The sequence below is a fragment of the Janthinobacterium sp. GW822-FHT07H10 genome, assembly GCF_058798675.1.
The window spans coordinates 158447-172653 of the sequence record NZ_JBXAKS010000011.1; the positions used below are offsets into that span (position 1 = coordinate 158447).

The 14207-nt window shown below is 66.0% G+C and carries 12 protein-coding genes; 8 read left to right on the forward strand and 4 right to left on the reverse strand.

Annotation, left to right across the window (positions count from 1 at the left end; translation table 11 throughout):
* Window positions 1-15: 15 nt before the first annotated feature.
* On the forward strand, window positions 16-240 hold the full coding sequence (locus tag AC1RDJ_RS22570) for a hypothetical protein (RefSeq protein WP_156894880.1): 225 nt from the start codon (window positions 16-18) through the stop codon (window positions 238-240).
* Window positions 241-255: 15 nt separating this feature from the next.
* Here AC1RDJ_RS22570 and AC1RDJ_RS22575 read toward each other — a convergent pair whose 3' ends face one another.
* Both AC1RDJ_RS22575 and AC1RDJ_RS22580 read right to left on the reverse strand, forming a co-directional pair.
* Complete coding sequence (locus tag AC1RDJ_RS22575; RefSeq protein ID WP_493028767.1) at window positions 256-3135, reverse strand: bifunctional diguanylate cyclase/phosphodiesterase; 2880 nt, start codon at window positions 3133-3135, stop codon at window positions 256-258.
* Window positions 3136-3289: 154 nt separating this feature from the next.
* Window positions 3290-4063: a spermine/spermidine synthase domain-containing protein gene (locus tag AC1RDJ_RS22580; protein WP_493028768.1), complete on the reverse strand. Its 774-nt coding sequence runs from the start codon at window positions 4061-4063 to the stop codon at window positions 3290-3292.
* Between the two features lie 219 nt (window positions 4064-4282).
* On the opposite strand from AC1RDJ_RS22580, the gene AC1RDJ_RS22585 reads away from it, so the two are divergent.
* Entirely contained in the window at window positions 4283-4558 is a 276-nt protein-coding gene (locus AC1RDJ_RS22585) for a hypothetical protein (protein WP_071324233.1), read from the forward strand.
* A 37-nt stretch (window positions 4559-4595) separates the two neighbouring features.
* A complete protein-coding gene (locus tag AC1RDJ_RS22590; RefSeq protein ID WP_493028769.1) occupies window positions 4596-5747 on the forward strand; it encodes a GGDEF domain-containing protein in 1152 nt (383 codons plus the stop codon).
* 7 nt (window positions 5748-5754) lie between these two features.
* Here AC1RDJ_RS22590 and AC1RDJ_RS22595 read toward each other — a convergent pair whose 3' ends face one another.
* Window positions 5755-6135 (reverse strand): hypothetical protein, encoded by a 381-nt coding sequence (locus AC1RDJ_RS22595; RefSeq protein ID WP_493028770.1) that lies wholly within the window; start codon window positions 6133-6135, stop codon window positions 5755-5757.
* Window positions 6136-6417: 282 nt separating this feature from the next.
* On the opposite strand from AC1RDJ_RS22595, the gene AC1RDJ_RS22600 reads away from it, so the two are divergent.
* The 4 genes from AC1RDJ_RS22600 to fdhD all read left to right on the forward strand — a co-directional run bounded on the left by AC1RDJ_RS22600 (window position 6418) and on the right by fdhD (window position 10960).
* Complete coding sequence (locus AC1RDJ_RS22600) at window positions 6418-7500, forward strand: calcium:cation antiporter (RefSeq protein WP_071324230.1); 1083 nt, start codon at window positions 6418-6420, stop codon at window positions 7498-7500.
* Window positions 7501-7794: 294 nt separating this feature from the next.
* On the forward strand, window positions 7795-9252 hold the full coding sequence (locus AC1RDJ_RS22605) for a Ppx/GppA phosphatase family protein (protein WP_493028786.1): 1458 nt from the start codon (window positions 7795-7797) through the stop codon (window positions 9250-9252).
* A gap of 94 nt (window positions 9253-9346) precedes the next feature.
* Window positions 9347-10051 (forward strand): hypothetical protein, encoded by a 705-nt coding sequence (locus tag AC1RDJ_RS22610; RefSeq protein ID WP_493028771.1) that lies wholly within the window; start codon window positions 9347-9349, stop codon window positions 10049-10051.
* Between the two features lie 90 nt (window positions 10052-10141).
* Entirely contained in the window at window positions 10142-10960 is an 819-nt protein-coding gene (fdhD, locus tag AC1RDJ_RS22615) for a formate dehydrogenase accessory sulfurtransferase FdhD (protein WP_493028772.1), read from the forward strand.
* Here fdhD and AC1RDJ_RS22620 read toward each other — a convergent pair.
* Window positions 10957-13284, reverse strand: a complete 2328-nt coding sequence (locus AC1RDJ_RS22620; protein ID WP_493028773.1) for an FdhF/YdeP family oxidoreductase — start codon at window positions 13282-13284, stop codon at window positions 10957-10959. The genes fdhD and AC1RDJ_RS22620 overlap by 4 nt on opposite strands.
* 145 nt (window positions 13285-13429) lie before the next feature.
* On the opposite strand from AC1RDJ_RS22620, the gene AC1RDJ_RS22625 reads away from it, so the two are divergent.
* Window positions 13430-14194 carry a GNAT family N-acetyltransferase gene (locus AC1RDJ_RS22625; protein WP_071324226.1) on the forward strand — a complete coding sequence of 255 codons (765 nt, stop codon included), beginning with the start codon at window positions 13430-13432 and terminating at the stop codon, window positions 14192-14194.
* Window positions 14195-14207: the final 13 nt, after the last annotated feature.

A 14207-nucleotide genomic window follows, 5' to 3' on the forward strand; every position in this document is an offset into this window, starting at 1 on the left:
ATGAAGGGGAACGGCATGCAGTGTCCGACCTGCGACGCGTATGGCGACCTGGTACGCGCAAGGGTCCGGAAAACAGGGCAGGAAGTCATCGTCTGCACGGAGTGCGATCTGCTGTGGCCGCATGCGGACCGGCACATCGATGCGGCGCGCGCCACGGATGTGGCCTCGTTCCTGGCGCAAGCGGGCCTGGACGGGGAATGGCAGGAACTCGACATCATCGCCAGGCTGCCGGCAGCGTAGTCCTGGCGCCGCTGGCTAGGGCGCGACGGCCGCTTCTTCCGCCCGCAGCAGCGCTTCCACCTCGTGCGCCGGCAGCGGATGGCTGAAATAAAAGCCTTGCGCCTCGTCGCAGCCGTGGCGGCGCAGGTAGTCGAGCTGTTCGGCCGTCTCCACGCCTTCGGCCACCACGCGCAGCTTCAGGTTGTGCGCCAGGGCGATGATGGAGACGACGATGGCCGCGTCGTCGGCGTCGCTGGCGACGTCGTTGACGAAGCTGCGGTCGATCTTCAGCACGTCGATGGGGAAGGTGCGCAGGTAGGCAAAGCTCGAGTAGCCGGTGCCGAAATCGTCGATCGACAGCTGCACTCCCAGCGCCTTCATGTCGTGCAGCTGGCTGACGGCCAGCGCCACGTCGTGCATGAACAGGCTTTCCGTCAGCTCCAGTTCCAGGCAGGCCGGCGCCAGGCCCGTCTCGGCCAGCACGTCGGCGATCGAGGCCACCAGGTTCGGCTCGTTGAACTGGCGCGCCGACAGGTTCACCGCCAGGCGCAGCCGGCCCAGTCCCGCCGCATGCCAGGCCTGCATCTGCGTGCACGCCTGGCGCATGACCCAGGCGCCGATCGGCACGATCAGGCCCGTATCCTCGGCCAGCGCGATGAAGCGCTGCGGCGCCACCATGCCCAGGTCCGGATGCTGCCAGCGCAGCAGCGCTTCGAGGCCGACGATGCGGCCGCTGGCCAGGTCCAGCTGCGGCTGGTAATGCAGCACGAACTGCTCGCGTTCGAGGGCGTTGCGCAGCGCCGTCTCGATGCGCAGGCGCTCCAGTGTGGCCTGGTTCATGGCCGGCGTGTAGAACTTGATGTTGTTGCGGCCCTGCTTTTTGGCGCAGTACATGGCGATGTCGGCCTGTTCGATCAGGTTCTGCGTCTCGCCATTCAAGGTCACGTCGCCGGGCATGTCGTAGCGCGACATGTCGTAGACGGCCACGCCGATGCTGCAGGTGACGAAAAACTCCTTGCCGTCGAGCATGACCGGCTGCGCCACGGCATCCATCACGCGCTGCACGATGGCGCTGCTGAGGGTTTCGTCGGCCTGCTCGCACAGGATGGTGACGAATTCGTCGCCGGACAGGCGCGCCACGGTATCGCTTTCGCGCAGGCTGGCCTGCAGGCGCGCGGCGATGGTTTTCAGCAGCAGGTCGCCGGCCTTGTGGCCCAGGCTGTCGTTGACGAACTTGAACCGGTCGAGGTCGATCAACAGCACCCACAGCGCGCGGTTCTTGCGGCGCGACAGGGCCATGGCCTGCGCCAGGCGGTCGCGCAGCAGGGCACGGTTGGGCAGGCCCGTGAGCACGTCGTGGTGGGCGATATGCTGGATTTGCTGCTCGGCCAGCTTGCGTTCCGTGATTTCCGAGCCCGTGCCCCGGTAGCCGCGAAATTCGCCCAGCTCATTGAACAGCGGTTCGCCGTTGATGCTGAACCAGCGCAGCTGGCCATCGCGGTCGTTCATTGCATATTCGAGGTTGAAGAAGGGCAGGTGGGCTTCCAGGTTGGCGATATGCTGCTTGCCCCAGCGCGAATTGCGCATCTCCGGGTTGTTGTCCCAGCGCGTCATGCCGATGAAGCGTTCCAGCGGCATGTTCGACTTGTCCGTGAAACCGCTGGTGATGTGGGTGAAGCAGAAATGGGCATCCTGCTCCCAGTACCAGTCCGAGGACAGGGCCAGCAGGCGGCGGAAGCGCTTTTCGCTTTCCTGCAGCGCCCGCTCGGTGCGCTGGCGCGCGCGCACGTCGGCGCTCAGCAGTTCATTACTGCGCTTGAGGTCGGCGGTGCGCTGCTCGACCAGCAGTTGCACGCGGCGCGAGCGCTGTGTCAGCGTTTGCACGAAGGCGGTCGTCAGCACGCTGAACAGCAATCCCGTGAGCAGGGTGAACAGGGAGCCCAGGTGGTCGGCCAGGAAAGGACGCGGATGGGCTACCACGCGCACATGCCAGGGCCGGCCGGCGGCGGCAAAGGCGCTGTCATAACCGTTGTGGTAAGCGAATTGCAGCCAGCGTGGCAGCGATTCCCAGGCGCTGGCCGGCTGGTCGGTGGTGGCCTCGCCATGCCGGAAGATGATGTGCCGCGGGTCGGCGCCCGCGTCCGCATAGACGCTGATTTCCAGCTGCGGATCGCTCAGCAGGTCGGCGCCGGCGAGGATTTTCTGTACCAGTTCGCTGCCGCGGATGACGGCCGCCGTATCGCCGATCAGCGCCGCGCGCCGCTGCTGTATGGTTTGCAGCGGCATGCCATGGCGGTACACGGGGCGCAGGATGACGAAGCCGCGCTGCGGCCCCTGCGCCAGGGCCAGCAGGCCGGTGGCCGTGGTCTGGCCGCTGATGATCGCCTGTTCCAGCGCGCCGGCCAGCAAGCCGTCCGGGCGCACGTTCAGGCCGAAGGCGGGACGGTTGCCTTCCAGCGGTTCCAGGTAGTCGACCATCAGGTAGCTGGCATGCGCGGCGGCCGGCACGACGGCGCCATTGCGCATTTCCGTCATCGCGTAGTCGGGCACGATGCGCCGCAGGCCGGCCTCGAATTCGGCGCGCTGCGCGTGCGGCACGAAGCGGTGGAAATTGAAGGCCTGGATGAAGGGGTGGCGCTGCAGCAGCGGCGTGGTGAAGTCGTGGAACTGTTCGCGCGTGACGGGCACGATGGCGGCAAACAGCTGGTTGGTGGTGGTCAGCACTTCCACCGCGTCGTCGAGTCCCTGTTCGATGGCGGCCACGCGCGCGCCGGCGCGCTGTTGCAGGCTCAGGCTCATCTTGTCGTATTCGAGCTGGCTGATGGCGGCGAACAGCACGGCCGTCACGCTGGCGCCGCAGGCAAAGGTCAGTGCGGCCGCGGCGGAAATCGAGAATGGCAGGCGGCCACGCAACATGGGGGGATTCCTATTTCACTTCATGGTGACAATTGTTCGGCAGCGCGCGGGCCGGCCCGCGCAGGCCGTAGTTTGTCATAAACCACATCCATCATGCTGATTTTGCACCAAATTACTGCTAATAAGCAACAAAATCTATGACCGGGGAAGACGACTATCGGTCGCTGCCTGCGTCCGCTTGCCGGCGTAGGCGCCACAGCTGCCACGCCGGCAGCAGCCGGTTCAGGAAGCCCATGCCGCAGGCGCGCCGCCAGCGCGCCAGGCGCACGACGCGCAGGGCGCGGCCGGCACCGAGCTTGTCCGGCCTGGCCGCGAAGATGATGCGGTTGTTGCCGGCGATGCCATCGAAGCTGCAGACGGCGCCGCGGAAGGTCAGCATCAGGCGCTCCAGCATGGCCGGATACTGGCGGTCATAGCTGAACAGGTTGGCCACCAGCACGCCGCCGGGCAGCAGGGCACGCAGGCAGTCCGCATAAAAGCGCGCGCTGCCCAGGGCCGGCGGCAAGCCCGTCTCGTCGTAGCCGTCGAGCAGCAGCACGTCGGCGCAGCCCGGATGCTGGCGGATGTAGCTGACGGCGTCCGTCTCGATGATGCACAGGCGCGCATCGTCGGGCGGCAGCATGAACTGCTCGCGCAGGGCGATCACGTCGGCGCGCAGTTCCAGCACGGTGATGCGCGCGTGCGGCAGGTGGCGGTGGCAGAACTTCAGCAGCGAACCGCCGCCCAGGCCCACCATCAGGATATGCCGCGGGCGCGGCACGAACAGGGTAAAGCACATCATGGCGCGCGCATAGCGCAGCAGCAGGTGGTCGGGGCGCGACAGCAGCATTTCGCTCTGGATCATGCCGGGCTCGAATTCCAGGCGGCGCCGGTCGCCGCAGGTATGCACTTGCGGGGCGCGCAGCGTGGTGAATTTGCTTTCCGACATAGGACGACTTCGCTGAGTAAACTTGGGCTCGATGTTTTGTTGCATTCAGAGAAATCTGATAAGCTCCCATGAGCATACCCGATTAATCCGCACACAGCGTCCGCGTGCAGCGGCGGCGGGCTGGCCGCCCGTCTTTTTGCGCGCGGGATGGCAGGCAGCGCAAGGCAGTATACGGCGCGCAGCGGCAGGGCCGCGCGGTCGGGCACCATGGAGACAAGCATGTTTTTGGATCACCCCATCATTACGGCGACGAACAGTTTTACGGAGCCGGACCGCATCGAGCGGCTGACGCGCGTGTATGGCTACGCGGCGGCGCTGGCCGACCAGGCCGACAATTTCGTCTTTATCGAAAAAGTGGCGCAGATCCACGATCACAAGGGCACCCTCATCGTCTTCTGGCATGAGGCGCCCAGCGACGCGGAAAAGCAGTACTTCGTGCAGGCCTGGGCCAGCAAGGTCGGCGACGGCAGCACCAATGTCGAACACGAAATCTGACCTGATGCGCCGCGTCGCCGCGGCGCCCGCCTAGCCCATGGATATCAAGACCCTGGTACTGGCCCTGGCACTCGGCAACCTGAGCCTGTGCGCGGCCCTGTTCTTCTTCGAGTACGAGCGCAAGAAGTCGCTCAGCATGTCCACCTGGGCGGTGGCCAAGCAGTGCCAGGCCGTGGCCTGGTGCCTGCTGTACTTCCGCGGCGTGCTGCCCGATTTCCTCTCCATCTTGCTGGGCAACAGCCTGCTGTTCGCCGGCATGGCGCTTGACGCGGGCGCCCTGTGGCAGGCGGCCGGGCGCAGCGGCTGGCGCCGCTACGTGCTGCCCGCGCTGGGCGTGTCGGTCGCGCTGTTTGCCGCCTGCTACCTGTTCGACGTGGCGCCGCTGTTGCGCAGCGCCGGCGGTTCGCTGATCGTCGCCGGCTTCTTCCTGGCCGGCGTGGCCGCCCTGTGCCTGAAATGGCGCGAAGCGAGCATGCTGCGCCGCTTCCTCGTCGTCAGCATGGGCATCCTGTCGCTGCTGATCGCCGCGCGCGGCGTGCTGGCGGCGGCCGTGCCCGATTTTGACGCGGAACTGATGCAGCTGGCCGGCTTCGGCGCGCTGTACCTGATGATGCTGACGAATGCCTTCGGCTACCTGCTGCTGTCGCGCGAAAAGCTGGGCGGCGAGCTGGCGCGGCTGGAAGTGCTGGACACGGCCACGGGCGTGCCGAACCGGCGCGGCTTTTACCAGGCGCTGGCACCGTGGATGGCGCTGGCGCGCCGGCCCGGCTTGCCGACGGCGCTGGTGGTGCTCAATATCGACCATTTCAAGCGCGTCAACGACAGCTACGGCCATCCGGTGGGCGACGCCGTGCTGAAGGCCATCGTCGACACGTGCCGCCAGCAGTTGCGCGACAGCGACCTGATGGGTCGCCTGGGCGGCGCCGAATTCGCCATCCAGCTGCCGCGCACCAACCTGGCCGATGCGCTGATGGTGGCCGAGCGCATCCGCGCCGCCGTCGAGGCGCTGCCCGTGAAGACGGAGCGCGCCGTGCTGCAGCTGACGGCCAGCCTGGGCGTGACCACCATCCGCGCCGAGGACAGCACCGTCAGCCTGTTCCAGCGCGCCGACGAAGCGCTGCAGGCGGCCAAGCGGAGCGGCCGCAACAGGGTCGTCGAGGCGCAGGGCGCCAGCACGCTGGACGCGTAGGCCCGCCTTACTTCTTGTGCGAGCCCAGCCAGCTGGGGTCTTTGCCGCATTCCTTGCTCAGGAACAGGGCGTCGAGGCCGGGATCGCAGCGCCGGTCAGGCGCCTTCATCGGCTCCACGTTCAGCCACTCGCTCCTGGGCAGTATCTTTTCTTCGCGTGGCGACACCGGTGGCGCGGGCGGCAGGCTGTCGAGGTCCACCCGCTTTGGCAGGGCGGCGGGCGCGGGCGGCGTGGCCCAGTCCGCATCAACGTCAAGGCGCGCCGGCGGCGTGCCCGTGCTGGCGTCCGCGCGTGGCGCCTGTGTGCTTGCCTGGGCGGCGGCGCAGAGCAAGCCGCCTGCGAAGATGAACAACGCCGCGCGCGCGGCTGTGCTGCATACTGAAATCATGGTCTCTCCTTAAGCTATGCCGGGAAGGCGTCCCCCTAGTATGACGGCATGAAGAAGTAAAAAGACAAGAAAATTGAAACTGCATGTTACCAAAGGGACTATAGTTACTGGTAGCGAGCAGGTGCGCCGCAGCAAGATGGCCGAGGGCGGGGCGCCAGCATGCAAGACGTGTGCATTCCCTAACTTTCATTTAAGCTAAGCAAGTTATGCTGTGGGGCGCACGCTTGCTTGCCTTTGCCGTCCGCGCCGCAGTTCCCCTTTTTTACTCTTGTCAGGCCCATAATGAAAATTCTTAAATCCCTGCCTGTATGGCCCCTTGCCGCGCCGATTGCCGGCTGGCTGTTCCTGTTCGGCTCCACGTTCAACTTTGGCGGCGCCTACCAGATTCTGCTGGTCGCCGGCCTGATCGGCAGTGTGCTGGCCGCCGTGTACCACGCGGAAGTGGTGGCGCACCGCATCGGCGAACCGTATGGCACGCTGGTGCTGGCGCTGGCCGTGACCCTGATCGAGGTGGCGCTGATCGTCTCGCTGATGCTGGCGGGCGGGCCGGAAACGACGGGCTTGGCGCGCGACACGGTGTTTGCCGCCATCATGATCATCCTGAACGGCATCGTCGGCATCTGCCTGCTGCTGGGCGCCGGACGGCACAAGGAGCAGACCTTCGGCCTGCTGGGCGTGAGCGCCTCGCTGGCCACGCTGGCGGCCATCGCCATTCTGACGCTGGTGCTGCCGAACTACACGTCGAGCGCCGCCGGCCCGTATTACAACTCCAGCCAGCTGATTTTCATCGCCGTGATCTCGCTGGTCCTGTACGGCACCTTCGTGCTGGTGCAGACGGTGCGCCACCGCGATTACTTCCTGCCCAAGGAAGCCGTGGGCGACGAGGAGGTGCACGCCGCGCCGCCGACGCCGGCCGTGGCCTGGATCAGCGCCGGCGCGCTGCTGGTGTGCCTGGGCGCCGTGGTGCTGCTGGCCAAGTCGCTGGCGCCGGCGCTGGAAACGGCGATTGCCGCCATGGGCGCGCCGAAAACCCTGGTCGGCATCGTCATCGCCGCCATCGTGCTGCTGCCCGAAGGCCTGGCCGCCGTGCGCGCCGCGCGCGCGAACCGCCTGCAAACGAGCTTGAACCTGGCGCTCGGCTCCGCGCTGGCCAGCATCGGCCTGACGATTCCCGCCGTTGTCGTCGTGTCGCTGGCCACGGGCCTGACGATCACGCTGGGACTCGATATCAAATCGACAGTGCTGCTGCTGCTGTCGCTGATGGTGGCCACGCTGTCGCTGGGCACGGGCCGCACCACGGTCATGCAGGGCACGGTGCACCTGGTGATTTTCGCGGTTTACCTGTTCACGACCATCGTACCGTAGAACACCTGTCAAAACCTACTGCGCGTCGGAATTTGTGGTCTGCGATGCTCACTGTACCTTCTTCGTACAGTTACGCTTGTTAACCACAACTTCCTTCCGCTGGCTACGGTTTTGTCAGGCGTTCTTAAACGTTACTACTACGCGACTTCCTGTCACAATCCTGTCATGCCGCTGTCATACGATGGGGGTAGTGTGGTAGGATTTTTAAATCGTTTAAATGATTTATATAGTTTAGCAACTGAGTTTGCCAACTTTTTCGCGGTTGGTGCAGCAATGACAAGACAAGAGGCCAGTATGTATGCAGCGGTGGACCTGGGGTCCAACAGTTTTCGTTTACACGTCGGCAAGCATGATGGCGACACGATACGCGTGGTCAAGAGCGTGCGCGATCCGATACGCCTGGCCGCGGGTCTGGACGCCAATGGCGACCTGACCGAGGCGGCCATGCAGGCGGCGCTGGCCTGCCTGCAGCGTTTTCGCGCCATCCTGGCCGGTTTTGAGCTGGAAGCCGTGCGCGTGGTGGCCACGTCGGCCATGCGCGTGGCACGCAATGGCGCCGTCTTCCTGCCGCTGGCCGAACAAGCCATCGGCTACCCGATCGAAATCATCTCGGGCGAGGAAGAGGGGCGATTGATCTACATGGGCGTGGCCAATTCGCTGGCTGTTCCCGGCGAGCGCCGGCTGGTGATGGATATCGGCGGCGGCTCCACCGAATTGATACTCGGGCGCGGCCACGATATCGAGCGCGTGGAGTCGTTCAGCCTGGGCACGGTCAAGCAAAGCCTGTCGTTCTTCATCGGCGGGCGCATCGACGCGCCGTCGTTCGAGGCGGCGATCCTGTCGGCGCGCAGCCATTTCGAGGATGCCGCGCCGCCATACCGCCCGCAGCACTGGACGACGGCCTACGGTTCGTCCGGCACCATCCGCACGATCGCCGACATTATCGCCCGCAACAAGCTGGGCGACGGCTTGCTCACGAGCGCCAGCCTCGATGCGCTGGCGCGCCGCTTCATCGAACTCGGTCACACGAGCCGGATCGACATGCCCGGCCTGCGGCCCGACCGCGCCAGCACCATCGTCGGCGGCCTGGCCATCCTGATCGGCCTGTTCCGCGAACTCGATATTCCCGCCATGACGCCGATCGAGGCGGGCTTGCGCATGGGCGTGATGTGGGACTTGTACCTGCGCTCCACCAAGCGCGACCGGCGCGAGCAGTCGGTGCAGGGCTGCATGGACAAATTCCATATCGACCAGCAGCGCGCCGGCAAGGTGGCGCAGCAGGCGCTGGCCATGTATGCACAGCTCAAGCCCACATCCGAAGCCCTGGTGAAATGCCTGCGCTGGAGCAGCCTGCTGCACGAGGTGGGCCTGGCCGTGTCGCAGACGGGCTATCACAAGCACGCGGCGTATATCGTTGAAAATGCGGATTTGCCCGGCTTTACGACGCGCGAGCAGAAGACCATGAGCCGTCTGATCCTGGCGCAGAAGGGCAATCTGCGCAAGATCGGCGAAGTGCTGTCCGATCCCGATTTCGCCAAGGCCGTGCTGGCGCTGCGTCTGTCCATCCTGCTCATGCATGCGCGTATCGAGGCCGATTTCAGCGAACTGCGCCTGCGCATGAAGAGCCGCATCGAACTCGACATCAAGCGCGGCTGGGTGGCGCACCATCCCACCGTCTCGTTCTGGATCGAGAAGGAGCAGGAGTTCTGGGATGAAGTCGGGGTCGATTTCACGATACGCGCAAGCGCGTGAGGAGGGGATAATATTGGCGCAACTTGATGTGCAGCAAGCAAGGTTTTGAAAAACAGTATATATTGTTTATATTATTTATTAGATTGGAAAACCCATGACCAAACCCGTTCCAGCCAAAAAAGCCGACAGCGCGCCCGTCTCGATGTTCCCCACCAGCGCCTCGATCAACGCCGCAGCCGCCAAGGCAGCACCGGCGGCCAAGCCTGCCGCGAAACCGGCAGCCAAGCCGGTAGCCAAAGCCGCCGCGAAGCCGGCTGCCAAGCCAGCGGCAGCGAAACCGGCAGCGGTCAAGCCTGTTGCCGCCAAGCCTGTCGTGGCCAAGGCGCCAGCGGCCAAGGCCGTTGTTGCCAAGCCTGTCGCCAAGGCTGCAGCCAAACCGGCCGCCAAGCCGGCCGCCAAGGTCCAGGTGAAAGCCGTAGCCAAGCCGGCTGCCAAGGCGGTCGCGAAGCCGCTGGCCAAAGCCGCTGCCAAGCCAGCGGCCAAGGCCGTCGCCAAGCCGGCAGCGAAAGCCGCCGCCAAGCCTGCCGCCGTGAAAAAAGCGCCGGCCGCCAAGGTTGTCGCCGTCAAGGAAAAGGCCCGCAAGCCGAAGCTGGTGCGCGACAGCTTCACCATGCCGGAAGCGGAATATGAAGTCCTGGGCCAGGTCAAGAAAGCCTGCCTGAAGGCCGGTTTCGAGATCAAGAAAAGCGAATTGCTGCGCATCGGCGTGGCGCTGATCAGCCAGATCGACCTGGCGACCCTGCAAAACGTGCTGGCCGGCTTGCCGCAGCTGAAAACGGGCCGCCCGAAGAAGGATTGATGGCGGCGGGCGGGAGGCCGGGCGGCTTCCCATGCCGCTTGCGCCATTCTGGTTTACCATGGGGCCTGTGATAGTTCCCCCATGGTTGCCATGTCAGAAGATACAGAGATCGAACGCGCCGGCTTCGTCGAGCGCGCCATCGTCCGCCACCGCGGCGGCGAATCCACTGCCGCCATCGACCACGTCGCCGAGGAAATTCCCGTCGCGCTGGTCTTCAACGGCATTTCCCACGTCGTCATGATGGCCACCCCGCGCGACCTGGAAGCGTTTGCGTATGGCTTCGCGCTGACGGAAGGCGTGGTCGCCTCCGCCGGCGCCATCTTCGACTGCGAAGTGTTCCTGCGTCCTGACTCGGCCGAGGTGGAGCTGACCATCGCCCAGGAGGATTTCGTGCGCCTGAAGGACCGCCGCCGCGCGCTGACGGGCCGCAGCGGCTGCGGCGTGTGCGGCATCGACAGCATCGAGATGCTCGACTTGCAGCCGCAAGCGCTGCCGCCGGCCCTGATCCACGTCGACCTGCCCGCCGCGCTGGCGCGCGCGTCGGCCGGCCTGCGCGAGCACCAGGCGCTGATGCTGGCCACGGGCGGCGTGCATGCGGCCGCCTGGTGCGCGCCCGACGGCGCCATCGTGCACGTGTTCGAGGATATCGGCCGCCACAATGGCCTGGACAAGCTGATCGGCCATCTCGCGCTGCACGATGTCGACCTGCGGCGTGGCTTCGTCTTCCTGTCGAGCCGCGGCAGTTACGAGCTGGCGCGCAAGGCGGCGCGCATGCAGATTCCGCTGCTGGCGACGATCTCCGCTCCCAGCTCGCTGGCCATTTCCATCGCCACCCAGGCCGGCATGAAGCTGGTGGGCTTCTGCCGCCAGGATGCGTACGTCGACTACACGCCCGGTATCAGCATTTAGGCGGCACTGCGCTGCAGCAGCACGGGCACGGACTTCGACGTCGGCGTGCCGGCGCCGTCGGCCGTGCTGGCCAGCGGCACCAGCGCGTTCGTCTCCGGATAATAGGCGCCCAGGCAGCCGCGCGGGATGTCATAGGCGACCAGCCGGAAGCCGTCGGCGCGGCGCGCCACGCCGTCATCCCAGGCGCCGAGCAGGTCCACCAGGTCGCCATCGGCAAAGCCCAGCATGGCGATATCGTCCGAATTCGCGAAGACCACCCGGCGCGTGCCGTACACGCCCCGGTAGCGGTCGTCCATGCCGTAGATGGTGGTGTTGTACTGGTCGTGCGAGCGCGTGCTCATCAGGACCATCAGGCGCTCGCCATGGCGCTTGCGGGCGCGGTGCAGCGGCGTGTCGAGGTCCAGCGGTGCGACGAGGAAGCTGGCCTTGCCGCTGGCCGTCTTCCACACGCGCTGGCGCGACGCCACCGTCAAATGAAAGCCGCCCGGCTGCGCCACCCTGGCGTTGTAGTCGTAAAAGTCGTCGAAGACCTTTTCGATGTCGTCGCGGATGCGCGCATAGTCGGCCGCATATGCGCGCCAGTCGACCAGGCCGTTGCCCACCGTCGCTTCGGCCATGCCGGCCACGATGGCCACTTCCGACAGCAGCTGCGGCGAGGCGGGCGCATTGCGGCCATACGAGATATGCACCATGCTCATCGAGTCTTCCACCGTCACGCCCTGCGCCACGCCGCCCTGCAGGTCGATCTCCGTGCGCCCCAGCGTGGGCAGCAGCAGGGCTTCGCGGCCGATCACCAGGTGGCTGCGATTGAGCTTGGTGGCCACCTGCACCGTCAGCGCGCAGTTGCGCAGGGCGGCACAGGTGACGGGCGTATCGGGCGAGGCGGCGGCGAAATTGCCGCCCAGGGCGATGAACACCCTGACGTCGCCGCGCTGCATGGCTTCGATGGTGGCCACCACGTCGTGGCCGTGCGCGCGCGGCGGCGCGAAGCCGTAGACCTGGCCCAGGCGGTCGAGGAATGCAGCGCTCGGCTTTTCCTCGATACCCACCGTGCGGTCGCCCTGCACGTTGGAGTGGCCGCGCACGGGACACAGCCCGGCGCCCGGCTTGCCGACCTGGCCGCGCAGCATCATCAGGTTCGACAGCATGCGGATGGCCGCCACGCTGTGCTTGTGCTGCGTCAAGCCCATGCCCCAGGTGGCGATGATGCGCTGGCCGTCGACGAAGATGTCCGTCAGCGCCTCGATCTGCGCGCGCGCCACGCCCGATTCCGCCACCAGCAGTTGCCAATTCTCTGCGCGCAGGTCGTCGGCAAAGGCGGCATAGCCGCTGCAGTGCTCTGCGATGAAGTCGTGATCGATGATGGCGGGCGCGCCGGCCGCCAGCGCCGCGTCGTCGCGTTCGAGCACGCGCTTGGCGACGGCCTTGATCAGGGCGAAGTCGCCGCCCAGGGTCGGCTGCACGAACAGGCCGGCCAGGCGCGTGCTGCCCAGGGTCGCCATTTCCAGCGCGCTTTGCGGGTCCGTGAAGCGTTCGAGCCCGCGCTCGCGCAGGGGATTGATGGAAACGATGCTGCCGCCGCGCCGCGCGCAGCCGCGCAGCTCGGCCAGCATGCGCGGGTGGTTGGTGGCGGGGTTCTGGCCGAAGATCAGGATGGTGTCGGCCAGGTCGAAGTCGTCCAGGGTCACCGTGCCCTTGCCGATGCCGACGGTGGCCGGCAAGCCGCGGCTGGTCGCCTCGTGGCACATGTTCGAGCAGTCGGGGAAGTTGTTGGTGCCGTACAGGCGCGCCATCAGCTGGTACAGGAAGGCGGCCTCGTTGCTGGCGCGCCCCGACGTGTAGAAGGCGGCCTGGTTCGGATCGGGCAGGGCGCGCAGGTGGCGGCCCACCAGGGCGAAGGCGTCGTCCCAGGCGATCGGCACGTAGCGGTCGCTGGCGGCGTCGTAGACCATCGGCTGCGTCAGGCGGCCGTGCTGCTCGAGCGCATAGTCGGACTGCGCCAGCAGCTGCGTCACGGTATGGCTGGCAAACAGCTCGGGGCCGGCGCGGCGGCTGGTCGCTTCGGCGGCGACGGCCTTGGCGCCGTTTTCGCAAAATGCAAACGTGGAAGCGTGGTTGCGGTCGGGCCAGGCGCAGCCGGGGCAGTCGAAGCCGTCCGGCTGGTTTTGCGCCAGCAGCGCCTTCAGGTTGCCGGGCGCCACGCGTTCCTGGCGCAGGCTGATGGCCACGTGTTTCAGCGCGTCCCAGCCGGCGGCCGGCTTCGTGTAGGGCGTGATGTGGGCGGCTTCCGGGGCCGCTTCCGGGGCGGCGTCTGCGTCTTTCATGGTGTCTTCCTGCTGGGCGAGTGTGGTAATTATGCACGATCTGCCCACGGTTTTGACTTGCGTCATGGAAATGACATTTGGCTGTCATTTTCCTGACATATTAGGCAAGTACGCTGGAGTCGTCTTGATCACAGGGGATGAAACCATGCAAAACATAATCGCATCGGCCGAAGCCAAGGCCCGGCCGGTCCAACTGGTGCTGAGCCAGGCCAGTACGGCCGAAGAATTGCGCGAAGTGCAGCGTTTGCGCTACAAGGTGTTTATCGAGACCATGGGCCTGACGTCGCTGGCGAACGCCGATGGCCTCGACAGCGATGAATTCGACGCCCATTGCGATCACCTGATCGTGCGCGACGCCGATACCCTGAAGGTGGTGGGCACCTACCGCGTGCTGAGCGCGGCCAAGGCGGCCAAGATCGGCCGCCTGTACTCGGAAAACGAATTCGACCTGAGCCGCCTGAACAACCTGCGCGGGCGCATGGTCGAAGCGGGCCGCGCCTGCATCCACCCGAAATACCGGGGCGGCAGCGTGATCATGCTGCTGTGGTCTGGCCTGGCCGAGTACATGCGCCGCGAACGCTGCGACTACCTGGTCGGCTGCGCCAGCATCAGCCTGGCCGATGGCGGCCACAATGCCGTCGCCGTGTACCAGGCGCTGGCGGAAAAGCACATGGCGCCGGCCGAATACCGCGTCACGCCGCACCTGCCGTTCCCCATCCACCAGGTGGAAGCGGCGCACAAGCCGCAAGTGCCGCCGCTGATCAAGGGCTACCTGCGCTCGGGCGCATGGATTTGCGGCGAACCGGCGTGGGATCCCGATTTCGAAAGCGCCGACATGTTCATGATGATGCCGCTGGCGAATCTCGATGAACGCTATGCGCGCCATTACGGCGTGGTGCCGGCCAACTAGGCGCCGCCTGCGC

Coding starts and splice junctions, on each gene's coding strand:
- AC1RDJ_RS22600 (WP_071324230.1), top strand. CDS start 6,418: ATGAAAATTCTTAAATCCCTGCCTGTATGGCCCCTTGCCGCGCCGATT.
- AC1RDJ_RS22570 (WP_156894880.1), top strand. CDS start 16: ATGCAGTGTCCGACCTGCGACGCGTATGGCGACCTGGTACGCGCAAGG.
- AC1RDJ_RS22625 (WP_071324226.1), top strand. CDS start 13,430: ATGCAAAACATAATCGCATCGGCCGAAGCCAAGGCCCGGCCGGTCCAA.
- AC1RDJ_RS22595 (WP_493028770.1), bottom strand. CDS start 6,135: ATGATTTCAGTATGCAGCACAGCCGCGCGCGCGGCGTTGTTCATCTTC.
- AC1RDJ_RS22610 (WP_493028771.1), top strand. CDS start 9,347: ATGACCAAACCCGTTCCAGCCAAAAAAGCCGACAGCGCGCCCGTCTCG.
- AC1RDJ_RS22580 (WP_493028768.1), bottom strand. CDS start 4,063: ATGTCGGAAAGCAAATTCACCACGCTGCGCGCCCCGCAAGTGCATACC.
- AC1RDJ_RS22620 (WP_493028773.1), bottom strand. CDS start 13,284: ATGAAAGACGCAGACGCCGCCCCGGAAGCGGCCCCGGAAGCCGCCCAC.
- AC1RDJ_RS22585 (WP_071324233.1), top strand. CDS start 4,283: ATGTTTTTGGATCACCCCATCATTACGGCGACGAACAGTTTTACGGAG.
- AC1RDJ_RS22590 (WP_493028769.1), top strand. CDS start 4,596: ATGGATATCAAGACCCTGGTACTGGCCCTGGCACTCGGCAACCTGAGC.
- AC1RDJ_RS22575 (WP_493028767.1), bottom strand. CDS start 3,135: ATGTTGCGTGGCCGCCTGCCATTCTCGATTTCCGCCGCGGCCGCACTG.
- fdhD (WP_493028772.1), top strand. CDS start 10,142: ATGTCAGAAGATACAGAGATCGAACGCGCCGGCTTCGTCGAGCGCGCC.
- AC1RDJ_RS22605 (WP_493028786.1), top strand. CDS start 7,795: ATGTATGCAGCGGTGGACCTGGGGTCCAACAGTTTTCGTTTACACGTC.